A 25567-nucleotide genomic window follows, 5' to 3' on the forward strand; every position below is an offset into this window, starting at 1 on the left:
AAATAACATAAGGCTATGCGGGGAGTTTATTTCATGGGAAAAAATGACGTTATTCAGTCAATCATTAAACTGGTTGGCGGAAACGAAAACATTAATAAAGCCTGGCACTGCATGACGCGGCTTCGGTTTGATTTAATTGATGAAAGTAAGGTGCAAACCGAGGCGATCAAAAATCTGCCCGGTATATTAGGTGCACAACACCAGAGTGAACAGTTTCAGATTATTATCGGGCCGCAGGTCAATGAGTATTACGAACTGCTGAACGCCCAGCTTTCCTCCACAACGCTTTCGCCTACAGCGACATCGCAGCCAGACGTGCAGAAGCAGAAGAAGGGGCTGATTTCGCTGTTCATGGATACCGTTTCCGGCGTATTTGGTCCGATCGTCCCTGCCATCGCAGGTGCCGGGATGATCAAAGGGCTGCTGGCAGGGTTGATCGCCTTGAAAGTGGTCTCTGCCAAAACTGATACCGTGATCGTCCTCGATCTGATCGCCAGCGGTGTGTTCTATTTCTTACCTTTCTTCCTCGCCATCTCCGCAGCCAGGATATTTAAAACAAGCGAATATCTGGCAGCGGCTGTTGCAGCCTGCCTGATGTACCCGTCGTTGATAGAAGCGGCGAAGGCACTAGCCAGCAATAGCCCTAATGCGGTCAGCGCCTTTTACTTCATCGGTGTGCTACCCATTCCGGTGTTCAACTATGCCGCCAGCGTCATCCCAGTGATTTTCTCCGTGCTGGCACTGAGCTATATCCATCGTTGGGTCGACCGCATCATGCCTTCGGTGCTGAAAACCGTGTTTACCCCAACGCTGACGCTGTTTATCGCCGCATTGGTGTCGCTCACCGTTATCGGGCCATTCGGGATCTACCTCGGTAAACTGCTGGCACTGTTTATTCAGAGCCTGTTCGATGTGTCGTCTATTTTTGCTGGTTTCGTGGTCGGTGCGATTCGCCCTGTCGCGATTCTGACTGGCATGCATCACGCAATGACGCCCATTGCGCTGCAAAATTTCAGCAATCAGGGCTTTGATATGCTGATGCCAATGATGTGTATGGCTAACATGGCGATTGCGGGTTCCACGTTTGCCATCTACTTCCATGCCAAAACCCGTCAGGACAAATCTGTCGTGCTGTCTGCAGGGGTTTCCGCGCTGCTCGGCATTACCGAACCTGCACTCTTCGGCGTACTGACCAAGTATAAAAAAGCGTTTATCTCCGCAACTATTGCCAGCTCCATCGCGTCGGCCTTTATCGCGTACTTCGGTGTCCGGCTGTATGGCTACATCTTGTCGAGTATTTTCAGCCTACCAGCCTATATCGGTCCGTACTTTAGCTACGCGGTATCCGGCATGGCCATCGCCATCGTGCTTTCTTTTACGCTGACTTATATTCTGGTCGTCAGAGCGTCCAAACAGGCATAACCGCACTCGCGGGGCCGCTGCGCCCCGCCATCCCCCCTCCGCGATACTCTAAATAATTCGAGTTTCAGGAAGGCGGCAAGTGAAGGAATCCCGATGAACTTACTCAGGTAAGTGATTCGGGTGACTGAACGTCGCCAACGCACATGCAACTTGAAGTATGACGAGTATATTAGTTGCCCTAATATCCGCGCCCCTGTAATTAAATTTCACAAATTGCCAAGCCCGCCTCAATGCAAGTACAAAGAATAAGGAGAAGAAAGAATCGTCAATTGACGAACCCGCCTTATCGTGGCTAGATGGAGGCAGTGCGTCAAAATATGTCAAGTGAAATAAACTTACAAAAATGGTAGGGATGGTCAGGGTAACTATGAACGAACAATATTCCGCAATGCGCAGTAACGTCAGTATGCTCGGCAAGCTTCTCGGCGATACCATCAAGGAAGCGCTGGGTGAAAACATCCTTGATAAAGTCGAAACAATCCGCAAGCTGTCAAAGTCTTCCCGCGCAGGTAATGAAAAACATCGTCAGGAGCTGCTGACCACGCTGCAAAACCTGTCTAACGATGAACTGTTGCCCGTTGCCCGTGCATTCAGCCAGTTCCTTAACCTGACCAATACCGCTGAGCAATATCATACGATTTCACCGCACGGTGAAGCGGCGAGTAACCCGGCACAGCTTTCCCACGCATTTGAACGCCTGAAGGAAAGTAAAGACCTGACCGAACGCGATATCCGCGATGCCGTGGAGTCGTTGTCAATCGAACTGGTGCTGACCGCACACCCGACTGAAATTACCCGTCGGACGCTGATCCACAAACTGGTGGAAGTGAATACCTGCCTCAAGCAGCTCGACCACAACGATCTGGCGGATTATGAACGTAATCAGATCATGCGCCGTCTGCGCCAGCTGATCGCGCAGTCCTGGCATACCGATGAAATCCGTAAAATTCGTCCTACCCCGGTAGATGAAGCCAAATGGGGCTTTGCCGTGGTGGAAAACAGCCTGTGGGAAGGCGTGCCTGCGTTTTTACGCGAGCTGGATGAACAGCTGGAACAGGCTTTTGGCTACCGTCTGCCCGTTGATGCGGTTCCAGTGCGCTTTACGTCCTGGATGGGCGGCGACCGCGACGGCAACCCGAACGTCACGGCAGAAGTGACCCGCCACGTGCTGTTACTCAGCCGCTGGAAAGCGGCCGATCTGTTCCTGCGTGATATTCAGGTGCTGGTTTCCGAACTGTCGATGTCCGAGTGTACGCCGGAACTGCTGGAGCTGGCCGGCGGCAGCGAGGTACAGGAACCGTACCGCGCCATCATGAAGTCGCTGCGTTCGCAGTTGAGCAGTACGCTGAGCTATCTGGAAGCGCGCCTGACGGGCGAAGAACGTCTGCCGCCTAAAGATCTGCTGATTACCAACGAACAGCTTTGGGAACCGCTCCACGCCTGCTACCAGTCGCTGAAAACTTGCGGCATGGGCATCATCGCCGATGGTCGCCTGCTGGATACGCTGCGTCGCGTGCGCTGCTTCGGCGTGCCTTTGGTACGCATCGATGTTCGTCAGGAAAGCACCCGCCACACCGAAGCGCTGGCCGAAATTACCCGCTATCTGGGTCTGGGCGACTACGAAAGCTGGTCAGAGTCCGATAAGCAAGCCTTCCTGATCCGTGAACTGAGCTCCAAGCGCCCGCTCCTGCCGCGCTACTGGGAGCCGAGTGCGGATACCAAAGAAGTGCTGGATACCTGTCGTGTCATCGCCAAAGCGCCAATCGGTTCAGTCGCAGCCTATGTCATTTCAATGGCACGCACGCCTTCCGACGTGCTGGCTGTTCACCTGCTGCTCAAAGAAGCGGGCTGCCCGTTTGCCTTGCCGGTCGCCCCGCTGTTTGAAACGCTGGACGACCTGAACAACGCCGATGATGTCATGAAGCAATTGCTGAGCATCGACTGGTATCGCGGCTTTATTCAAGGCAAGCAGATGGTCATGATCGGCTATTCCGACTCCGCAAAAGACGCGGGCGTGATGGCCGCTTCCTGGGCGCAATACCGTGCACAGGACGCGCTGATCAAAACTTGTGAGAAAGCGGGTATCGCACTGACGCTGTTCCACGGACGCGGCGGTTCCATCGGTCGCGGTGGCGCACCGGCTCATGCTGCGCTGTTGTCACAACCGCCGGGTAGCCTGAAAGGTGGCCTGCGCGTGACGGAACAAGGCGAGATGATTCGCTTTAAATACGGTCTGCCGGAAGTCACCATCAGCAGCCTGGCGCTGTATACCGGTGCAATTCTGGAAGCAAACCTGCTGCCACCGCCGGAACCAAAACAGGAATGGCACGAGGTGATGGATGAGCTGTCCCGCGTGTCCTGCGATATGTATCGTGGCTACGTGCGTGAGAACCCGGATTTCGTCCCTTACTTCCGCGCTGCAACGCCGGAGCTGGAACTGGGTAAACTGCCGCTGGGATCCCGTCCGGCCAAGCGTCGTCCGAACGGCGGCGTGGAAAGCCTGCGCGCTATCCCGTGGATTTTCGCCTGGACGCAGAACCGCCTGATGCTGCCAGCGTGGCTGGGTGCGGGTGCCGCATTGCAGAAAGTGGTGGATGACGGTAAGCAGGAACAGCTGGAAGCCATGTGCCGCGACTGGCCGTTCTTCTCAACGCGTATCGGTATGCTGGAGATGGTGTTCGCCAAAGCCGACCTGTGGCTGGCGGAGTATTACGATCAGCGTCTGGTAGAAGAGAAGCTGTGGCCGTTAGGGAAACAGTTGCGCGATCAGCTGGCCGCCGATATTAACGTTGTACTAGCGATCTCCAACGACGATCACCTGATGGCAGATCTGCCGTGGATCGCCGAGTCGATCGCCCTGCGTAACGTCTATACCGATCCCCTGAACGTATTGCAGGCCGAGTTGCTGCATCGTTCACGTCAGCAGGAAAAACCGGATGCCGATCTGGAACTGGCGCTGATGGTGACGATCGCGGGTGTCGCCGCAGGTATGCGTAATACGGGTTAATTGCGCGAGTAGCAAAAACTACACAGCAAAAACAAAGGCCGGTCAACTGATCGGCCTCTTTTGCGGAAAAATCAGTCACACGGTGATAATGGATAGATCGCAAAGACGCTGTGAATACCTTACGCCAGATATTTATCCTGCAAATAGTTCCGTGCGCGATTATCCAGACCGTATTCCACCTCAAGCCAGCTATCGATTGAACCGTGTCGTTCGTAGATGGCCTGTAGCGCCGTCACGATGAACTCTTCCTGCACCGACAGCACATAAGAGAACTGTCCCAGCGCTTTCTCATTCAGCGTTGCCGACAGATGTGTCAGTAGCTGCTGGCGGAACGGCATCAGCGTCGTCTCGGTGAGCAGGTAATCTTCCATCACCGTCTGCTCATCTGCCCCCAGCGCAAACATCACCAGCGCCGAACCGATACCAGTACGATCTTTACCGACGGCGCAGTGCTGCACCAGCCCGCCCTCATCCGGCCGCAATAGCAGCGATACCAGCTGTTTATAGGCCGAGTTATTGAAAGGCAGACGGCGGTAGAGTTCCAACATAAACGCACGGGAATCAAACGCTGCCAGCACATCGGATCCCAATGAATCCAGATTAGCCGTCACTTCATGGCGCAATGGGTTGGCTGGGTAAGCGTGATAATTAGCCCCCGTCCACAAGACGTCGGGCTTCTGCGCAATTTCATCGGCATCCCGATAGTCCACCACGTGGGAAATAGGCACGCCAGCAAGGTGTTCGCAGTCAGCCTGACTCAGCAGATCCAGCGAGCCGGAGCGAAAAAGTTTACCGTGTCGGATAAGCCGCCCATCAGCAGCGCGGTTGCCGCCTAAATCGCGGAAGTTGATTCCGCCGTCCAGCGGTAATAAAGAGGGATGAAGCAACGTTGGTTCGGTCATACATCTCCTTGCGAGGTTGAAAGGCGAGCAAGGCAACCGTATTACACGCGCTAAGCACGGTGCAGGTTAACCCGATGAACCTGAAGAGGCTATCAGGATACGGGCTGGCATCGACGATGACCAGCCCAAAATACCATCAATTTTTGTGCTTATTCAGCGGCTAACAAACGACGAGTCGCGTCCAGCAACACCTTGATGACGGTGGTTTCGGCCAGCTTCATGGTCGCCGCATCTGGGATTTCCTGCTGGGTGCGGTTCACGATCACGCCCGCGATCATGCCCGCTTTCAGCCCCTGACTGGCGCACATCGTCAACAGCGTGGCGGATTCCATTTCATAGTTCAGCACGCCCATGCTCTGCCACTCTTCCATCGAACCGCGGAAGCGACGGACAACGCGTCCAGAGAAGGTGTCATAGCGTTCCTGACCGGGATAGAACGTATCGGAAGACGCGGTGATTCCCACATGCAACGCCGCGCCCGATGCCTTCGCCGCTTCCACCAGCGCGGTGGTACAGCCGAAATCAGCAACGGCTGGGAATTCCATCGGCGCGAAGTGCAGGCTCGCCCCATCAAGGCGAACGGCTGCCGTAGTCACCAACACATCCCCGACATTGATACCGGACTGAATCGCCCCCGTCGTACCGACGCGCAGGAAAGTACGGATGCCGAGCTGTGCCAATTCTTCTACCGCGATTGACGTTGACGGGCCGCCGATACCGGTCGAGCAAACAATCACGGCCTTGCCGTCCAGCTCCGCACGCCAGGACGTAAATTCACGGTGTGATGCCAGATGTACCGGGTTATCCATCAGGCGAGCAATTTTTTCAACACGCTCAGGATCGCCGGGGACGATAGCCAGCGTCGCGCCCTGTAAATCGTTCTTGACCAGACCAAGATGGAACACATCAGATGTAGACATAACTGCCTCCCGGGCAATCAATTGGGTATTCAGAGGAATCGTGCCGGACGCCTCATCTATGCTGCCTTTCGCAGCCAGTCAGCGTCCGTTCAATAAAAAGACTCTAGCGCATCATGACGTTTTTTTAAGTGACGAGAGTCACCGATGAAAAAGAAACAAATATCAACATACATAAAAAATGTGATCTAAATCACTATTTATTGGGTAAGGAATTCATTTTTGCCGATTAATTGTCTTCTAGTGTAGATTCTTTAATCATTGATAGTATTTATCATAGCGATTTCGAAACCCCTCTTTCACATGAAATCCGGCTAACCGGTAACAGGAGAGCGCGTAATGAAGACTGATGAACAGACGACCTTCAAACATCTTCCTCAGGGGCTATCCCCGGCAGTAGAACCGCAGACCGCCTCCATCATTACCACGGATTCTGTCGGTATCATTGCCAGCGAAACCACCATTTCTTCTCAGGGTGAGCAGCTACCCGCGTATATCGCCAGACCGGAAAACCATGAGAAGCCACTTCCTATCGTTCTGGTGGTCCAGGAGATTTTCGGCGTTCATCAACACATTCAGGACGTTTGCCGCAGGCTGGCCAAGCAGGGCTACATGGCCATTGCACCAGAGCTGTATTTTCGTCAGGGCGACCCCAGCCAATATAACGATATTCAGCGAATCCTGACCGAGCTGGTGTATAAGGTGCCCGATACACAAGTGCTGTCCGACCTCGATCACACAGCCAACTGGGCGATTAAACAGGGCGGCGACGCGAGTAAGCTGGCGATAACGGGTTTCTGTTGGGGCGGACGCATCACCTGGCTCTACGCCGCGCACAACCCACAGCTCAAGGCGGCCGTTGCCTGGTACGGCAAGTGTACGGGGGAGAAAACGCTGAATAGCCCTAAACATCCGGTCGATGTCGCAACGGAATTAGAAGCCCCGGTTCTGGGATTGTACGGCGCGAAAGACGAAGGGATTCCGTTGGGACAGGTCGATACCATGCGGCAGGCGCTGCGTGCGGCCAACGCGGCGGCAGACATCATCGTCTACCCCGATGCCGGGCATGCCTTCCATGCCGATTACCGCCCCAGCTATCATGAAGAATCCGCACGCGACGGCTGGCAGCGTATGCTCACATGGTTCCAGAAAAACGGCGTGGCGTAGCGCCGTCACTCGTTTTACATCTTATTCCACGATCTAAAACGCCACCGAATAACGGTGGCGTTGGTGTTTTACCTTTTGACGATTTTACAGAGACAGACAGCCTTAGAACGTCGTCCAGTCGCCGTCGTTGCCCTTATTTTTCGCCGCCGCAGGCGCTAAAGACAGCGTTGGCGTACGCGTTGGTGCCGATGCATAAGACGCGGTTTTGCCGTTGCCATATGACTGCAACTTAAACGCGCTTACCGCTTCCGCCAGCACAGAGGCCTGTGATTGCAGAGACAGCGCCGCAGAGGCCGACTCTTCAACCAGAGCCGCATTCTGCTGGGTCGTGGTATCAATCTGTCCCACTGCCAGATTCATCTGGTTAATCCCATCGCTCTGTTCACGGCTGGCCTGCGAGATTTCGCTGATGATCTCATTCACATCCCGCACATAGCCCGTTAATCCGCTCATCGTTTCTTCAGCGGTATCCACCAGCGACATGCCTTCCTGAATTTTGCTCACAGAGTCATCGATCAAATCCTTGATCTCACGCGCGGCGGTCGCACTGCGCTGTGCCAGAGAACGGACTTCCCCCGCCACCACAGCAAAACCACGCCCTTGCTCGCCCGCCCGCGCGGCTTCAACCGCGGCGTTCAGCGCCAGAATATTGGTCTGGAACGCAATGCCGTCAATCACGCCAATGATTTCCGCCATACGCTGGGATGAATCGCGAATGCCGCGCATTTTCTGCGTCACGGAAACCATAACGTCGCCGCTTTGCTTAGCCGCACCAGAGGCCTTATTCGCGATGTCGGTTGCCTGCTGGGTGTTTTCCGCCGTGTTCTTGATGGTAGACGTCAGCTGTTCCATCGACGCCGCCGTTTCTTCCAGCGAGCTGGCCTGCTCTTCGGTACGCGATGACAAATCCTGATTACCTGCGGCAATTTGCGAGGCCGCCGTCGAGATCGTTTCCGCCCCATCACGCACCTGCCCGACAATCGTGCTCAGGCTGGTGTTCATGTGATCCAACGATTGCAGCAGCAATCCGGTTTCATCTTTGCTGGTAACAGTGATACGTGAGGTCAGGTCGCCCTGTGCCACTCTGTCTGCCACTTGCAAAGCCTGCTGAATCGGTCGGGTTACGCTACGCGTAATTGACCAGGCAATCAGCGCACCAAGCACGGCACTCAGCGCTAGAATGAGCAGTAGAATAATGCGGGTGTCGCTGTACACCTCAGCCATGGCTTCAACAGAGGTATCCATCGCATCATCCTGATAGTTAACCAATTGTCTTACCGCATCACGGTACTGACGTTGGACAACATTCAGGTTGTTGTTGAACTCCTCAATCGCCGCTTCCCGATTGCCAGCGACCACTTCGCTGATAATTTTGTCACCGGATTTCAAAAATTCGGCACGGATCGCGCGGATAGCACGCAGCTGAGAGATTGAACGCTCTTCAACCGTCTGGCTGTCCAGCTTATCCAGCAAGCGGCCAATCTCCTGGCGGAATCCATTCACCCGATCGACGTTTTCCTTGATTTTATCCTCACCTGAAACCAGCATCAGCCGCTGATACGCCACCAGGATGCTGTTTACATTATCGATAAGGCTATTTGAATCAACCGTTTGTGGATAAACCTCTTTCACAATGCCTCTGGCGCCATCCTGGAAACCGGATAGCTTGGACAGGGAAAATATACTCACGACAAACAACATCAAAATCAGGACAGCAAACCCAGCCCCCAGTCGATAGCCGATACGCCAATTCGCTAAATTCATGTCTCACTCCTTTTAGATAATGCATAGCAATGTCAATTGCGCACATGTCGCAGATTGATGGAACCACAGGGCGGAGAATGGTTGGCGATCCGAAAGCGAACAGGCCTTCTGACGCGCCAGAGATACCTTGAGGTAGGCATTTTACGCACGCTCTCAGCATGAGAGGCGCTATCAAAAATCAAATAGTTTCCCTCGGGTGTTGAGGTGCAAAAGTGGAAATAAATCTAACAGTGCTACAAATACAACGGATAAGACCGCAGAGACGTTATTGAGGTGATAATAATGGTCTTCCCTCTCCGCACTCATGCAGACATGGCCGCTCCTGTGTTATCCATCTTATCGGCACACCACCCATGATCTTTACCATTTGATCGTTTAAATCATTCAAAAGTAAATAATAAATAGCCCATGACTATCAAATAGTAAATTTCGATCGGAAAAAGCACATATTAATCTACGAGCCATTAACAGAAATAACGCCCCAATTACATAAAAGGATAGTCAGATATAGTTGATATTAAAAATAAAGAGATGGGAATATTTCTTAGTAAAGGATAACAAGCTGAATAAGCAGGGGAAAAAATGTATTTACGCTACGTAGCATATGAAAAGAATCAGGGAGTCTGTCGCCCCCCTGTGGGAATAGGTGCTACGTTACAACGCCGTCAAATGATGGCAATCATTTACTCTTTGCTTGCCAGCGCCAAAGACAGCGTGGGTGTGCTCATCGACATCGGTGCATAAGACCCAGCGTTGCTACTGCCGTATGACTGTATTTTAAATGCACTCACCGCTTCCGCCAGAACGGAGGCCTGTGCTTGCAGAGACAGCGCCGCAGAGGCTGATTCTTCAACCAGAGCCGCATTCTGCTGGGTCGTGGTATCAATCTGTCCAATCGCCAGATTCATCTGGTTAATCCCGTCACTCTGTTCACGGCTGGCCTGAGAAATTTCGCTGATAATGCCGTGTACGTCCTTCACGTGGGCCGTTAATCCGCCCATCGTTTCTTCAGCGGTATCAACCAATTCCATGCCTTCACGAATTTTGCTCACAGAATCGTCGATCAAATCCTTAATCTCCCGCGCGGCGGTCGCACTGCGCTGTGCCAGAGAACGGACTTCCCCCGCCACCACCGCAAAACCACGTCCTTGCTCACCCGCACGCGCGGCTTCAACGGCAGCATTCAGCGCCAGAATATTGGTCTGGAAAGCGATACCATCAATCACACCGATGATTTCCGCCATACGCTGGGATGAATCACGAATGCCGCGCATTTTTTGCGTCACGGAAAGCATGACATCACCGCTTTGTTCCGCCGCACCGGTCGCCTTATTGGCAATCTCCGTTGCCTGCTGGGTATTTTCCGCGGTGTTTTTAATGGTGGATGCTAGTTGCTCCATTGAGGCAGCGGTTTCTTCCAGCGAACTGGCCTGCTCTTCAGTACGCGATGACAGATCCTGATTACCGGCCGTGATTTGTGACGCCGCTGTCGAGATCGTTTCCGCGCCATCACGCACCTGGCCGACAATCGTGCTCAGGCTGGTGTTCATGCGATCCAACGCTTGCAGCAGCAATCCGGTTTCATCCTTGCTGGTCACCGTGATGCGTGAAGTCAGATCGCCCTGCGCCACTCTGTCTGCCACTTGCAAAGCCTGCTCTATTGGACGGGTTACACTGCGCGTGATCGCCCAGGCAATCAGTGCCCCAAATACGGCACCCAGCGCCAAAATAAGCAGCAAAATCATGCGGGTGTTGCTGTATACCTCAGCCATGGTCTCGACAGAGTTATCCATCGCATTATTTTGGTAATTCACCAACTGCTTCACCGAGTCACGGTAATTGCGCTGAATGACGTTCAGGGTGTTATTGAATTCTGCGACGGCGACGTCGTTATTACCCGCCAGCGCATCACTGATAATTTTATCGCCAGACTTGATGAACTCGGCACGAAATCCGCGGACAACCCCCACTTGTTTACGGGCAAGCTCGCCTGACGCATTGTTTTCCAGATTGTCGAGAAGACGACTAATTTCCTTGCGGTACGCCATAATCCGATCGACATATCCCTGACGCTGTTCCTGACCGGATACCAGCATCATCTGCAAATAAGCGACAAAATGCCCATTCACGTTATCGATGAGGTCATTCGCATCTACCGTTTGCGGATAAACCTCTTTGACGATATCTCTGGCACCATCCTGAAAAGAGGACAGTTTAGACAAAGAAAAAATACTCACGGTAAATAACATCAGAATCAAGATGGCAAATCCGCCACCTAATCGATAGCCAATACGCCAATTCGCTAAACTCATGTCTCACTCCTTTTAGGTAATACATAATAATGACTACTGCGCACAGCTATCGTCTAATGACGCCGCAGAGTGGGGAATAATCGTTTTTTTCGGGAAATTAAATATGCTTTATGAGTATTTTAAATATACCCATAAGAGAGTAATTGCAGGTGCACTTTCAACATAAGTAAAACATTAAAAAATACAAACAACCTCGCTCTATTGATAAATTCAGAGCCGCTTCCATGCCGTTTACCTTATCGGCACAAGATTTATTAGCTTTATGACTGAGTCATTTAAATATTTCAAATATGAAATTTTAATCCGACGAAAAAACATTCATGCTCGATGAATAGCCTACTTACTGATGCAGATAAACAAGGGGGAGGGTTTATTAAAGGAAGGGTAAATAGACTTAAAATAATTCAATGCTCAGGACAATACATTAATGTGAAAACGCCTCCCGATGCATTTTTAGTTTCCCCTCTGCATCGGGAAAATTTGGTGGTCTAAGGTCATTTCAGTTCGATAATGCAGTTACCACCAGAGATCGCTTAGCGACACTTAACTCCGTAGACGCAAGATGTACACTCTTCACGATCTCATCAAAACAGCGCCCGCTGAATTGAAAGCTAATCACTTACTGAACTGCAAAATATAGTGGTTAGGACAAGAAGCCAAATCCATCTCGATCACCTTAAATCCAGCCGCCTCTATTTCCGTCACTACCTGCGGCGGCGATACCTGCGCCTGCTCATGTTTTAAATCGACAAACATAGCGCGCGTGCGCGCCTCAAACTGCTGGTACAACTGCGCTAAAAATGCCTGACGATCGCGAATAAAGCGATAAACATTTGCCAGAAAGACCACATCCAGCCCTGCCGGTAACTGCGGATTACCGTGTTGGCTAGGCTGAATCGCGATATTAGTGAACACTTCTTGCGCAAAACGGCGTTCCATATAGGCCAGCATATTGGGTTCAGTGTCGAGGGCATACACTTTCCCCTGCGGCACGCGTTCAGCAAACAGTTGTGAAAAATAGCCGGTTCCCGCACCAATGTCGGCAATCACCGTATCCGGCTGTAACGCGAGCTTATCCAGAATACGTGAGGTACGCTGCCATTCTTCGCGGTTTTCAGCGTCGAAAATCTGGCTCAAGCGTTCAGCCTCAGAAAAACTAATCGGTTCGGGTTTAATCATTTCTCAGTTTCCACAATTGCTCACGACCAACGCGCCTCTTGCGATTAAGGGGCGAGCTGGCCTGATAAAGCATGATGTATGTTGTTCGGTATGCTAGTAACGCAGCGAACTCAGTAAAGCTCCAGATGGAGGCGACCTTGCTGTGTCAGCGTCGACCACAACCTCTCGGCCGTTAACCCTTCGCGCGTACAGACCTCTGTAAGAGCTTCCTCAACTGCGCTTTCTAAATGTTGCCGGTTACCACAGAGATAGATGTGCGCCCCACGACGCAGCATATCGCCAATATACTCCGCCTGCTCAAGGATGGCATGTTGCACATAGTATTTACTGGCACTGTCGCGTGAAAACGCGGTGAACATTTTTCCCAACACGCCGCGTTCGCACAGTGACTCCAGTTCATCCTGGTACAGGAAATCCCCTTCACGATGTTTTTCGCCAAAGATCAGACAGGTTTCGCGTGAGGTTTCCAGTGTGGCCTGCTCACACAGCAGTGCGAGCAGCGGCGCGATTCCGGTACCAGTACCAATCATCAGTACTGGGGTGCTGATGTCCGGCGGTAACCAGAAACCAGGGTTCGCACGGCTGAAAATACGCATCTGCTGGTGCTCACCCAACAGCCAGCCAGTCGCAACCCCTTTGCGCCTACGGCCGCCACGTTCGTAGCATACTTCTCGTACACATAAATCCACCCGCTGCTCATCAGCGCACGAGACAATCGAGTAGGCGCGCGGCATGCAGGGTGAGAGGATCCCCGCCAACGCTTCCAGCGATACGACTTCTGGCGTGCAAAAATCCGTCAGTACATCCAACAAATCGGCACCGTACAAGTACGCTTCCAGCGCCTTGCGCTGGCTGATTTTCAGCATTCCTTTCAGCTCGTCGTTAGCAGACAGTCGCGCCAGTTCACGCAGCACAGTTTTGCTAATCTGGCGCAGTTCTTTGTCGCGTAGCGCCTCAGCCGCATCGGCACAGTCAAACCATGCGGCCAGCTGCGACAACAATGCAGGATCATTTTCCGGCTGCAAATAGAGCGTATCGCCGGCGCGATAGCGAATACCACTGTCGGCAATACTCAGCCGCACATGCCAGGCGTACGGTGCATCAATATTCAGGCGACGACGTTCCAACACGCGGGCGCTAAACGCATTGTCTTCGCCATAAGCGGTAACTTGCAGTAGCAGATCGCGCCCGGCCTGCTCATCACCGTGCAATACTTTCTCCACCACCGACAACCAGTTACTAAAGAAGCCTTGATAGTTGGCATCCGCATCAACACGATTAATAATGGCACGCGCACCACGTGCCGCCAGCGTCGAATCCAGCAGTTTACTGAAGCCGCAGAAGCGCGGATAAGCGGTATCGCCGAGGCCAAAAATAGCGTAACACAAGGTATCGACAGAGGAATAATGGTCGAGTTGTTCGAGGAAACGTTCAGCATTAGCGGGCGGTTCGCCATCGCCAAAGGAACTGGAAACAATCAGCAGAACATCACGTTCGCCCGGTTGTTCCTGCAGAACGTCATTCAGTTCCATCACCTGTGGGCGGAAGGGTTGCAAGGCTCCTTGCTCGCCCAGGCTTATGGCCAGCGCCCGGGCGTTGCCTGATTCCGAACCGTAACCAATCAAGATACGTTCGATGAGATCAGCCATAACTTTTACTTAGCGTAGTAATCGTCATACTGCTCTTTGGAAGCTTCCACAGATTCGAAGTCATCCATCAAATCATTGATCACACGCCGGATACTGATATAGGAATTGATGTTGCCCTGCGCGTCATATAACGGTTGCACCGTCGTGTCAACCACATACAGTACTCCGCCTTTACCGACGTTAGGAATGATGCCTGTCCAGATGTTACCGGCTTTGATGGTATCCCACATATCTTTGTAGATCGCTTTCGGTACAGAAGGATGACGCACGATGCTATGCGGCTGGCCCAGCAATTCCTCACGGCTGTAACCCGTCAGCTTACAGAATAAGTCGTTGACATAGGTAATGGTGCCTTGCAGGTCGGTGGTGGAGATGACCATTACGTTGTCAAGCGCCGCGAGAAGTTTGGTGGAATCGAGACTCTGGCTCATAGTGTATTTCCTTGTAGTAGGTCTAGTGATGAAACTTAGCGCAGGAGAAGCAAGCTAATCGTTACAAGAATAGTAATAAGACGCATTTCACGTAGAATTTATAATAAGTTTCACTTTAAATACAACTTAAATATCTATCGTGATTTTTCGTTGTGTACGAAAAGTCAGGTAAAGAAGAAAGTGGCTGAGACGAATCAACAGAAAAAAGGTTCATGATGGTCATGAACCTTTTTTATACCCATGACAGGAGCGGTCAACCGACCCTTAAACGATCGGCATTAGACCACAACCCCTAAGCCATCAGGAATGAAACATTACTGGGTTTCACGCAGACGTTGTGCTGCCTGAACCATATTCGCCAGAGCCTGACGCGTTTCAGGCCAGCCACGGGTTTTCAGACCGCAGTCCGGGTTCACCCACAGGCGTTCAGCGGGGATACGCTGCGCCGCTTTCTTCAGCAGGGCTTCCATCCATTCCACGCTCGGTACGTTCGGGGAGTGGATATCATAAACGCCTGGGCCGATTTCATTCGGGTACTCGAACTCTTCAAACGACTCCAGCAATTCCATATCGGAGCGCGAGGTTTCAATCGTAATCACGTCAGCATCAAGCGCGGCGATAGAGTCCATGATGTCGTTGAACTCGCAATAACACATGTGGGTATGGATTTGCGTATCATCTTTCGCCACCGCGGCGTTCAGGCGGAAAGCATCCACTGCCCAGGCCAAATAAGCATCCCAGTCAGAGCGGTGCAGCGGCAGACCTTCACGCAGCGCCGGTTCGTCAATCTGGATGATACCAATGCCTGCGGCTTCCAAATCTGCCACTTCATCACGCAGCGCCAGTGCAATCTGCTTAGCAATGGTTTCACGCGTAACGTCTTCACGCGGGAAAGACCAGCATAGGATCGTCACCGGACCTGTCAGCATGCCTTTCATTGGCTTGTCGGTCAGAGACTGTGCGTATTTCGCCCACTCAACGGTGATCGCTTCAGGACGACTCACATCACCAATGATGACTGGCGGTTTCACACAGCGAGAACCGTAGCTCTGCACCCAACCGTTCTGGGTAAAGACGAACCCATCCAGATGCTCACCGAAGTACTCCACCATGTCGTTACGCTCAGCTTCACCGTGCACCAGCACGTCCAGCCCCAGACGCTCTTGCTCAGCCACGGCCTGCTTGATGTGCTCGGAAATGCCGGTGCGATAGTTATTGCCATCCAGACGACCCTGTTTGAAGTCCAGACGCAGGCCACGGATTTCGGTGGTTTGCGGGAAAGAACCAATCGTAGTCGTCGGCCATGCTGGCAGATTAAAGCGCTCGCGCTGAGCATCAGCACGAACCGAATACACGTTCTGACGCTGGCTGTCCTGCGCGGTAATCGCCGCCAGACGCTGTGTCACAGCCGCGTTATTCACACGCGTCGAGGTACGGCGAGCGCGAATCGGCGCGCTGTAGGCTTCCAGTGCCTGCCCGTTGCCGCTGTTCAGTGCCTGAGACAGCAGTGACAACTCCGCGCATTTCTGGATGGCAAAGGCAAACCAGCTCTTCACTTCATCATCCAGACGCACTTCCACGCTTAGATCGATAGGGCTATGCAGCAGTGAACATGAGCTGCCCAACCACAGATCGCGCGTCCCCACCAGCGGTTGCAAGCGCTCGAACCAGCTGCTCAGGTCAGCACGCCATACGTTACGACCGTTAATCACACCCAGAGACAGGACCCAGTTAGCAGGCAGTTGGGCGCTCAACGTCGCGGCATCATCCTTACCGTGAACCAGATCGATATGCAGCCCCTGAACTGGCAGCGCTTTGATCGTTTCCAGATTCTGGCTAACGCTATCGAAATAGGTTGTCAGCAGCAGTTTCACCTGACCTTGCAGTGCATTGTAAGCGGGTTTAAATGCGGCCAGCCATTCTTGCGGCAGTTCCAGCGCCAAGGCAGGTTCATCAATCTGCACCCACTCAATACCGCGCTTCGCCAGCTCAGCCAACACCTGCTGGTAAACCGGCAGAATGTCCTGCAGCAGCGACAGACGGTCAAACTGCTCGCCTTTCACTTTGCCCAGCCACAGGTAGGTAACCGGACCTAACAGAACAGGCTTCACGTTATGGCCCAGTGCCAGTGCTTCATCAACTTCATCCAGCAGCTGTGTCCAGGTCAGCTTGAACTGCTGCCCTTTGGTGAATTCCGGCACCATATAGTGATAGTTAGTGTTAAACCACTTGGTCATTTCTGCCGCCGCGGCAGGTTTACCGGTTGGCGCACGTCCGCGGCCAATACGGAACAGCGTATCCAGATCGACCGAGCCGTCTTCATTTTGATGGCGTGCAGGTACGTTACCCAGCAGCAGACTCGTCGTCAGCACATGGTCGTACCAGGCAAAATCACCCACTGGCAGCAGATCAACGCCAGCATCCTTCTGTTGTTGCCAATGACGCGCACGTAGCTCGCGGCCAACGGTCAGCAACTCCTCCTGTGTCGCGTTACCTGCCCAGTAGCTTTCCTGCGCTTTTTTCAGTTCACGGCGTAATCCAACGCGCGGAAAACCCAGTGTGTGATTCACAATCGCCATCGTTAATTCCTCATTTAGCCGTCCAGATGTTTACACATCCATAATCCGCAGGTAGTGTAGTAAGCACAAGCGCAATTTATTCACTGTCACTGTGAAGGACTCTCATGATCGAATTCAAACACCTGCGAACGCTGCAAGCACTGCGCAATACCGGATCGTTAGCCGCCGCTGCCTCTGCACTTCACCAAACTCAATCGGCGTTATCCCACCAGTTCAGCGATCTGGAACAGCGCCTTGGGTTCAGGCTATTCGTGCGTAAAAGCCAGCCGTTGCGCTTTACGCCTCAGGGAGAAATTCTGTTGCAGCTGGCAGAGCAGGTGTTACCGCAAATCCAGCAGGCGTTGCAGTCGTGCCATGAACCGCACCAAACCACGCTGCGCCTGGCCATTGAGTGTCATAGCTGTATTCAGTGGCTGACGCCTGCGCTAGATGAGTTCCATCAGCACTGGCCGCAGGTTGCGATGGACTTTAAATCGGGCGTAACGTTCGATCCTCAGCCAGCACTGCAACAAGGCGAGCTGGATCTGGTCATGACCTCCGACATCATGCCGCGCAGTGGACTGCACTATTCGCCTCTGTTTGATTTTGAAGTCAGGCTAGTGCTGGCTCCTGAGCATCCGCTGGCAGGAAAAGAGAAGATCGAACCGGAGGATTTCACCGCCGAGACCCTGATGATTTATCCGGTACAGCGGCAACGGCTGGACGTCTGGCGTCACTTTTTGCAACCGGCGGGCGTCAGCCCTGCACTGAAAAGCGTGGACAATACGCTGTTGCTGATTCAGATGGTCGCCGCCCGCATGGGCATCGCCGCGCTACCGCACTGGGTGGTGGAAAGTTTCGAGCGTCAGGGGCTGATTGTGACTAAATCGCTGAGTGACGGGCTGTGGAGCCGGTTGTACGCCGCCGTCCGTGACGGAGAGCAGCGCCAACCGGTGATTGATGCGTTTATTCGTTCGGCACGTCAGCACGCTTGTGAGCACTTACCTTTTGTAAAGGACGCTTCACGACCCAACGCTGGTGTACCCACAGTGAGGACGTAATAATTATCGTCCCCACGATAAAGCTCAGCCAGTCTGGCGTTTTATGCCAGATAGCGAAGTTGACCAGTAGACCCGTCGGCACGTGGAAGTTGTTCATTATGCTAAGCGTTCCGGCATCGACCTGAGTTGCGCCGTAGTTCCACATAAAATAGCCCAGGCCAGAAGCGCCAATCCCCAACCAGACCAGCACGCCCCACTGCAAGGTTGTAGTGGGTAATTTATCCAGATTACCGAAGAGCAGCCACGCGGCTATCGTCACGATCGCCGCCCCCAGATAAAACCAGGAAAACGCACAGTGCTGCGGCACCGGATAGAGCTCCATCAGGCGCTTATAACCCACCTGACCCGCGGCAAAACACACGTTCGCCGCCTGCACCAGCAGGAATCCCCACCAGAAATGTTCACTCACGCCGTGATAGTGGATCACCGCCGCCCCGAATACTGCCAGCAGTGCGCTCATTACGTAACCCCAGCGCAGGCGCTGTCGGGCAAGCAGATCGTAGATCAGCGTCACGTACAGCGGCGTCATCACCGTGAAGAGTAAGAACTCAGGTACGGTCAGGTACAGGTAAGCCTGGAATACGAACAGGTACATGATACCCAGTTGGCAAGCACCCACTAACATATACAAGAAAATGACGCGCGGCGTGTAACCCCGAAGGCGTAAGAATGGCAAAAACACCACAGCTGCGGCCGTCAGACGGAACATCGCAGAAAACCAGCTATCAACCTGACCCGCCAGATATTCGCCAATCAGGCTGAATGAAAATGCCCACAAAATAGTGGTGATAGTAAGTAATGGCACAACAACATCCGCTTAGGAAAAAGTATCGCCATTGTAACGGAGATGACTGAATGAATTTCAGTCAATGTGGTTTACATGAGAGTGAATAATGGACAAATGAAAGCATCAGATACTCATACATTTATCTTCTGAGAGTAAACCGCTATTACCTTGATATTTATAAGGCATTGAACACTGATTTTAAAATGGTCATTAATTACAATGATATCGGCCATTTTGATGGAATCAGTCAATTAGCATAAAGCGAATTGACCAAAGAAAATCCACCCACCATACAGCGTGACACACAGTATCCCAGCCGTGTAGTAGACTGTTTTATAGCGATTTTTCATGTAAATATTGCGTGCCAAGGCAATTAATAAGGGCGTTAGTAAAAATAAAGCCGCCACACCCGCCTGTAAGGTACGGTTACTGAGAGACTGATGGGGAATGCTACAGATAGAGTCTCCCGACTCCATCATCCAGTCGTATTTGTTGATCGAGAGTAAGCCCATCGCAAAATAGGCGAATACGACATACCCCGCCATAGAGATAGCATCGACGATCTTTTCCTTGCTTATATTCATTCAGGTATTCAGTCCCAGCAGTTTTCTTACATGGTTTCTAATCTGTAGTAACCGAACGCCATAAGAAATGTAGTCGAATTCTATAGAACCACGTTCCGGCCTAGCGTCGATAAAATGAATAAACTCACTCAGCTTTCTTTGTATACCCCGGTTGTAACGAATTCCCGCCATCATGTACTGTTCATCAGTCAAGTAAAGTGCTGCTACACTCGGATAATCATAGAGAATCATATCTCTTAGGTGCTGTGCGACAAGCCAGAGGTTAAAATCATCCTCCATCAGGCAAGTTGCTAATTCAAGCTGATCTCTCGTTGTCAAAATATCAGGGTCTAATCCCAACGTTCTAGCGGCAACCTGAATTTGCATAGCAACAGAGCCAAAAGAGGTTTTATTTTCGGGAGACGACTTTAGTCCCAGAAACCTTTTTATCTCAAACACCTGAAACTTATATTCTTCTGGCATTCCGCCTGACTCAATCCAGGCAACACCACCGAGCAACTAAGGAAGAATGCCAGCCTGATTAGCATACTTTATTATTCTTTCTTTGTTGTACTGAATATAGGCATCTTTATATGCGTTTAAGTAATACCCTCCACTCTTCCTTTCAGGATTACTTTTGCCAAACTTCCAGAAAATAACGTCAATCTCATCCCATTTTCTAAATCTAATCTTAGAAATATCACAAAATTTATTTCGTACGATATTATCATCTGCCATAACCGTACCCTTTATATTAGTACACTTGCTCTTCCCATAAACTGTAACCACCCGTTCCTGCGATATGGTGTTGCCAATCGATGCTTTGATACGCAACAGATATCATTTCTTCTGGCTGGTTCTCTGCATGGGTCAAAGCATGTGGATAGGAAACAGCGATGTTCCTTATCACTGCCCCAATGAGTTTGACAGAATAATATTTCTCCTGTGTGCCAGTCTGCGCCGTACGGTAAAAGTCGAACAAAAGTTCGAGTTTTTCGTTGTTTGAGATGGCATTTCCCAAAAGCGGAGAGGACTTATCGATAGGCTTACAAAACGTTATAGGTTGATGATTAATATTTTGGTTTCGGCTGATAGCGTGATCAAATTGCAACACAAAAATTTGGTCTTTATGTCCTATCTGATACTTATTCCCAATCGAGTCAACAGTGCCACACTCAGCAGAGATTTTCCCCTGCTGATTACCCGTTAACGTTAAGTAAATATTATTCGCCATATAAAATCCTTTTATCTAACTTAGTCCATGAGATCATAAAAATAAATATCATTATAAGTAACATAACTACGTTATCCGTCCACGTAGGAAAATCGTATTAACGTGAATAAAACCAACTCATAGCATGATATTTATCATTATAAAATACAAAAATTAATTTTTGATTATAGTTTCATTGATATAATCAATACAATGGTTGAGTCTTATAATGCAAATAATAATAGTATTATTAGATATAAATAGTTAGGGAAGCATTGAGGGGATAATTTGGCTCTTCGTGTTAATATATATCATCAATATGCAGACCATCAACGCAGCAACAACGATCCCAAAGTATGGGATCGTTGATAACGTAATTAGGACTTTCGTCTATCCACCAAAATACTTAGAGATGGAAAAATAATTAAATCTGCCATCTAAACCAGGCAAAGAACACATTACCGTTATTGTATGTTCCGGGAATGTAAGTCGCCTGGAAAGAGAGCTTGCTGTAACTTATTGATGCCATAGGCAACAAGACTGGAATCGGAATGTAATTCCAGTTATCACGCATCGTTACGCCAGCCGTAAAACCCAGACCCAATTGAAAATCCTGATCGCTGGTTGGTCGCCAGCGCTTTTCATAGCCGTAGCCACCGATAGGCTCCCATTTGTTATAGGAGTCTTTGAACGCCATGATATAGAGCCCGTGCCAATCCCCATCTTTATCCAGACGGGAAACGCCATAGCCCGCACCCCATGGCCTTTCATTATATCTGTCGGTCTTTTCTTTATCGTACGTCCAGCGGTTATGCCAGGTGATCGTCGGGATATAAATATCGTGGCTCTGCGGCGAATTCCAGGTCGTAGACAGATTATTTTTACTTCTCTGCCACCAGCTTTCATCCTGCTTATCCGACGCCGACTCACTGGAATCAACCGCGGCAGGTGCGAGATTTGCCGTGCTACTCGTATTATTTATCCCTACATTATTTATGCTTTCTGCTGCGTAGCTTAAAAAAGGAACAATGGGTAGTGTAATCAAACTTAACGTGATTAAAATTCGCTTAAAATACATATAAGGTTCTCTGTAACAGCGTCACGATTCCATTCAAACAAAGGTGATCCAAACAAAACTGTTTTGGTTGTTACCAAAATATATAGTTCAGTTTACGTAATCTGCCCATATAGATGGGAAACTAAAGCAGCCTATTATGAAGGGATAAAGAGCAACTGTACTTAAATAGATAGTGGGTTCAGAGGTGCTTTCAGATGTTTCTTAGCCGAAATAACAAAAAACCACCTTATTTATCGGTGGCTTATATTCTGATTGGGACACGTTCCAGATAGATAAACAGAACGGTGAATCGTCTACGCAGTGGGATTAGATACCATCGCCATATTCGAAGCCGCGATTGATCCCGTTGAAATACTGGTCCATATCCATAGCAGGTTTATCACTTTCCGGGCGGCCGACGATACGAGCAGGAACACCAGCTGCCGTCGTATGTGGAGGCACCGATTGCAACACGACAGAACCAGCGCCAATTTTCGCGCCACAGCCAACCTCAATATTTCCCAGAATTTTCGCGCCAGCGCCAATCATCACGCCTTCGCGAATTTTAGGGTGACGATCGCCGCTCGTTTTACCCGTACCGCCCAGCGTCACGGATTGCAGAATGGAAACGTCGTTTTCAACGACAGCCGTTTCGCCGATCACAATGCCCGTCGCGTGATCGAGCATGATCCCGCAGCCGATTCTCGCCGCTGGGTGAATATCGACACCGAAAGAAACCGAGATCTGATTCTGGAAATAGACCGCCAGCGCTTTACGATCCTGCGACCAAAGCCAGTGGCCAATGCGGTAAGCCTGTAATGCATGAAACCCTTTCAGGTAGAGCAGCGGCGTAGAATATTTATCCACCGCCGGGTCGCGCAGGCAGACGGCCTGAATATCACGCGCGGCAGAAACGATCATCTGCGGATCGGCGCGGTAGGCTTCTTCCACGACTTCACGAATGGCGATCGCGGGCATGATCGCATTCGCCAGCTTGTTCGCCAGCATGTAGCTCAATGCGCTGCCCAGATTCTCGTGCTTCAGCAATGTGGCATGAAAAAAGCTGGCCAGCATCGGTTCACAGTCCGCGAGACTGCGCGCTTCTGCCTTGATATTGGTCCAGACCAGTTCCAGTTCTTCTGTCGACATTGCCTTACTCTCCGAACACCACAACGTATATCTGTTCTCAAACAGTGGGCTTATTAGCACCACCGCTCGTATACAAGAAAATGAAGATACTATGAGCCTCCCAGATTAGGAAGCTCAGCATATACTCGTCATACTTCAAGTTTCATGTACGTTGGCTGCGTTCACTCACCCGAATCACTTACCTGAGTAAGCTCATCGGGATTCCTTCCCTTGCCGCCTGCCTGAAACTCGAATTATTTAGAATATGGAACGACGTGTTTTATAACTTGGCGGTTTCGTCTTTACGCGTGCGCCCCAATAGGCTCAGCGCCGCCTCTCGGGCGTCTTTCCCACAATACAGCACCTGCCAGAGTTGCTCAGTAATCGGCATTTCAACGCCGTAGCGCTGCGCTAATGCCAGCACCTCTTTCGTATTGCGATACCCTTCAACAACCTGACCAATGCTATCCTGCGCGCTCTGTACATCCATTCCCTGCCCCAGCATCATGCCGAAGCGCCGGTTACGGGACTGATTATCAGTACAGGTCAACACCAGATCGCCAAGCCCTGCCATCCCCATGAAGGTGGTAGGATCGGCACCCAGCGCTGCGCCAAGTCGAGTCATTTCCGCCAGACCGCGGGTGATCAATGCGGTACGCGCATTAGCGCCAAACCCAATGCCGTCAGACATCCCGGCACCAATAGCAATGACGTTTTTCACCGCGCCGCCCAACTGCACGCCGATAAAATCGGGGTTGCTGTAAACGCGGAAGCTCTTCCCACAATGCAGCAGCCGTTGCAGGTCGTCAGCGAATTCACTGTCCGTTGATGCCAGCGCAATCGCCGTCGGCATACCCGCCGCTAATTCTTTGGCGAATGTCGGGCCGGACACCACCGCAAGCGGAATAGTTTCGCCCAACGCTTCGCGTGCGACATCTTGCAACAAGCGTCCCGTTTCCGCTTCCAGCCCTTTGGTCGCCCACACGATACGCGCATCGGCACGCAAGTGAGGTTTCAATTGACGCAGGACATCACCGAACACATGGCTCGGCACAACGACCAGCACGTTTCTGCTGGCAGCAAGCGCCTGCGCGAGGTTGGTTTCCAGCTGTAGCGAATCGGGGAAAGGCACATCCGGCAGGAATGCCTGATTACAGCGAGCGGCCTGTAACGCCTGAATGTGCACAGGGTTGTGACCCCATAGCACGACTCGATGGCCATTACGCGCCAGCGTAATGGCCAACGCGGTGCCGTACGAACCGGCACCGATGACGGTCATTGAAGCGTCAGACGCGTTCATCAGGCATCCTGATGCTGCGCAGCGCCTTCACCTTCGGTCTGCTGCTGCAGGTAATTCATGAACAGCGCATCAAAGTTAACCGGTGCCAGGTTCAGTTGCGGGAAGGTACCGCGAGAAACCAGGCTGGTGATGCACTCACGCGCGTAAGGGAACAGAATGTTCGGGCAGTACGCGCCCAGGCAGTGCGCCAGTTGAGTTCCTTCGATACCGCCAACGGTAAAGATACCACCTTGCTGAACTTCACACAGAAATGCAGTTTCTTCACCCAGAGAAGCCGTTACGGTCACACGCAGTACGACTTCATAGATATCATCAGCCAGTTGGCTAGAGGCCGTATCCAGATCCAGTTTTACTTCCGGCTGCCATTCCTGCTGGAACACCTGAGGCGCATTCGGCGCTTCAAAAGAGATATCTTTGGTGTAGATACGCTGGATTTGGAAAGCCATTTCTGTGTTGTTTTGTTCAGACATGTTAAGTAATACCCTTTTGTTAGATTCTCTTGACGTCTTCCGTCGTCATAAGTGGGCGGACGTCAGCACATTTCTGTCATTGTCATACTGCAATCACTGTAGTTGCAATAACGGTAGTACTGCAATCAGCCTGTCGGTTATCCTGCAAAATCGCCGCCATTTTCGCTGTGTATGATTGATACACCTGGCACGATGCGGATAGTTTTACCACAAACTGTTTTATTTGCCGCGGACTAAAGGCAGATTCTCACCGCTCCAGCCAGCCAGACCGTCTTTCAGTACCTGCACACGCTCAAAACCGGCTTTGTGCAAATTCTCGGCTGCTTCGCGTGAAGAGAGACCGTTGGCGCATACCACAATAATCGGCTGCGACTTATGTTTTTCAAGTTCACCTACGCTGCCGTTCTTGATGTCGTTCGGCAACAGGTTAAATGCGCTGGCAATATGGCCACGGCGATAGTCGTCACGGTTACGGATATCAACGACGACAGCTTCTTCTTTATTAATCAGTCGGATCGCTTCACCGCGAACCACTTCTTTCACGTTCGACAGTTTACTCTTCACAGTAAGCACAATGACCGCAACCAACAGTGCAACCCAGGAAATGCTCAAAATAGGGTGCTTGCTAATGAATGGCATAATCTCTTGCATGGGGTGTAACGACTCCCGGATCAGTTAAG

The 25567-nt window shown here is 51.3% G+C and carries 20 protein-coding genes and 1 pseudogene; 4 read left to right on the top strand and 17 right to left on the bottom strand.

The features are described from left to right. Positions 1-33 precede the first annotated feature (33 nt). Entirely contained in the window at positions 34-1422 is a 1389-nt protein-coding gene (locus tag NXT09_RS16475) for a PTS transporter subunit EIIC (protein ID WP_268580526.1), read from the top strand. Between the two features lie 367 nt (positions 1423-1789). Continuing rightward, the gene (ppc, locus tag NXT09_RS16480) at positions 1790-4429 is read left to right on the top strand and encodes a phosphoenolpyruvate carboxylase (RefSeq protein ID WP_010283781.1); all 2640 of its coding nucleotides are present in this window, start codon (positions 1790-1792) and stop codon (positions 4427-4429) included. Between the two features lie 119 nt (positions 4430-4548). Here ppc and NXT09_RS16485 read toward each other — a convergent pair whose 3' ends face one another. After that, positions 4549-5331, bottom strand: coding sequence for a tyrosine-protein phosphatase (locus NXT09_RS16485; RefSeq protein WP_268580528.1), 783 nt, complete (start codon positions 5329-5331; stop codon positions 4549-4551). 149 nt (positions 5332-5480) lie between these two features. After that, positions 5481-6251, bottom strand: a complete 771-nt coding sequence (gene udp / locus NXT09_RS16490; protein WP_010283777.1) for a uridine phosphorylase — start codon at positions 6249-6251, stop codon at positions 5481-5483. 336 nt (positions 6252-6587) lie between these two features. Here udp and NXT09_RS16495 point away from each other — a divergent pair, with 336 nt between their 5' ends. Further along, positions 6588-7415 (top strand): dienelactone hydrolase family protein, encoded by an 828-nt coding sequence (locus NXT09_RS16495; RefSeq protein ID WP_268580532.1) that lies wholly within the window; start codon positions 6588-6590, stop codon positions 7413-7415. 102 nt (positions 7416-7517) lie between these two features. On the opposite strand, the gene NXT09_RS16500 is transcribed toward NXT09_RS16495, so the two are convergent. The 6 genes from NXT09_RS16500 to metE form a co-directional block, all read right to left on the bottom strand. After that, on the bottom strand, positions 7518-9179 hold the full coding sequence (locus tag NXT09_RS16500; protein WP_268580534.1) for a methyl-accepting chemotaxis protein: 1662 nt from the start codon (positions 9177-9179) through the stop codon (positions 7518-7520). A gap of 683 nt (positions 9180-9862) precedes the next feature. Further along, on the bottom strand, positions 9863-11491 hold the full coding sequence (locus tag NXT09_RS16505; RefSeq protein ID WP_268580536.1) for a methyl-accepting chemotaxis protein: 1629 nt from the start codon (positions 11489-11491) through the stop codon (positions 9863-9865). Between the two features lie 615 nt (positions 11492-12106). After that, entirely contained in the window at positions 12107-12670 is a 564-nt protein-coding gene (locus NXT09_RS16510) for a class I SAM-dependent methyltransferase (protein WP_268580538.1), read from the bottom strand. Positions 12671-12780: 110 nt separating this feature from the next. Next, positions 12781-14319 (bottom strand): diflavin oxidoreductase, encoded by a 1539-nt coding sequence (locus NXT09_RS16515; RefSeq protein ID WP_268580540.1) that lies wholly within the window; start codon positions 14317-14319, stop codon positions 12781-12783. 5 nt (positions 14320-14324) lie between these two features. After that, positions 14325-14750, bottom strand: a complete 426-nt coding sequence (locus NXT09_RS16520; RefSeq protein WP_205552086.1) for a PAS domain-containing protein — start codon at positions 14748-14750, stop codon at positions 14325-14327. A 314-nt stretch (positions 14751-15064) separates the two neighbouring features. After that, positions 15065-17329 carry a 5-methyltetrahydropteroyltriglutamate--homocysteine S-methyltransferase gene (gene metE, locus NXT09_RS16525; RefSeq protein WP_268580542.1) on the bottom strand — a complete coding sequence of 755 codons (2265 nt, stop codon included), beginning with the start codon at positions 17327-17329 and terminating at the stop codon, positions 15065-15067. Positions 17330-17433: 104 nt separating this feature from the next. Here metE and metR point away from each other — a divergent pair, with 104 nt between their 5' ends. Further along, positions 17434-18369 carry an HTH-type transcriptional regulator MetR gene (metR, locus tag NXT09_RS16530; RefSeq protein ID WP_268580544.1) on the top strand — a complete coding sequence of 312 codons (936 nt, stop codon included), beginning with the start codon at positions 17434-17436 and terminating at the stop codon, positions 18367-18369. Here metR and NXT09_RS16535 read toward each other — a convergent pair. The 9 genes and pseudogenes from NXT09_RS16535 to NXT09_RS16575 form a co-directional block, all read right to left on the bottom strand. Then, entirely contained in the window at positions 18275-19174 is a 900-nt protein-coding gene (locus NXT09_RS16535) for a carboxylate/amino acid/amine transporter (RefSeq protein ID WP_240584039.1), read from the bottom strand. The two genes, metR and NXT09_RS16535, sit on opposite strands and share 95 nt — an antisense overlap. Before the next feature lie 233 nt (positions 19175-19407). After that, a complete protein-coding gene (locus tag NXT09_RS16540; RefSeq protein ID WP_268580546.1) occupies positions 19408-19740 on the bottom strand; it encodes a YjeO family protein in 333 nt (110 codons plus the stop codon). Then, a pseudogene (locus tag NXT09_RS16545) lies at positions 19741-20457 on the bottom strand (hypothetical protein). 16 nt (positions 20458-20473) lie between these two features. Beyond that, a complete protein-coding gene (locus tag NXT09_RS16550; RefSeq protein ID WP_010300799.1) occupies positions 20474-20953 on the bottom strand; it encodes an Hcp family type VI secretion system effector in 480 nt (159 codons plus the stop codon). A gap of 403 nt (positions 20954-21356) precedes the next feature. Further along, on the bottom strand, positions 21357-22010 hold the full coding sequence (pagP, locus tag NXT09_RS16555) for a lipid IV(A) palmitoyltransferase PagP (RefSeq protein ID WP_240584042.1): 654 nt from the start codon (positions 22008-22010) through the stop codon (positions 21357-21359). A 306-nt stretch (positions 22011-22316) separates the two neighbouring features. Next, a complete protein-coding gene (gene cysE / locus NXT09_RS16560; protein WP_010283739.1) occupies positions 22317-23138 on the bottom strand; it encodes a serine O-acetyltransferase in 822 nt (273 codons plus the stop codon). A 259-nt stretch (positions 23139-23397) separates the two neighbouring features. Further along, a complete protein-coding gene (gpsA, locus tag NXT09_RS16565; protein ID WP_039495074.1) occupies positions 23398-24417 on the bottom strand; it encodes an NAD(P)H-dependent glycerol-3-phosphate dehydrogenase in 1020 nt (339 codons plus the stop codon). After that, positions 24417-24887 carry a protein-export chaperone SecB gene (secB, locus tag NXT09_RS16570; RefSeq protein WP_014913761.1) on the bottom strand — a complete coding sequence of 157 codons (471 nt, stop codon included), beginning with the start codon at positions 24885-24887 and terminating at the stop codon, positions 24417-24419. The genes gpsA and secB overlap by 1 nt, the downstream gene beginning before the upstream one ends. A gap of 219 nt (positions 24888-25106) precedes the next feature. Further along, positions 25107-25538, bottom strand: a complete 432-nt coding sequence (locus tag NXT09_RS16575; protein ID WP_010283734.1) for a rhodanese-like domain-containing protein — start codon at positions 25536-25538, stop codon at positions 25107-25109. Between the last annotated feature and the right edge of the window lie 29 nt (positions 25539-25567).

Origin of the sequence: Pectobacterium jejuense, from assembly GCF_026800125.1 — a bacterium.
GTDB lineage: Bacteria > Pseudomonadota > Gammaproteobacteria > Enterobacterales > Enterobacteriaceae > Pectobacterium > Pectobacterium jejuense.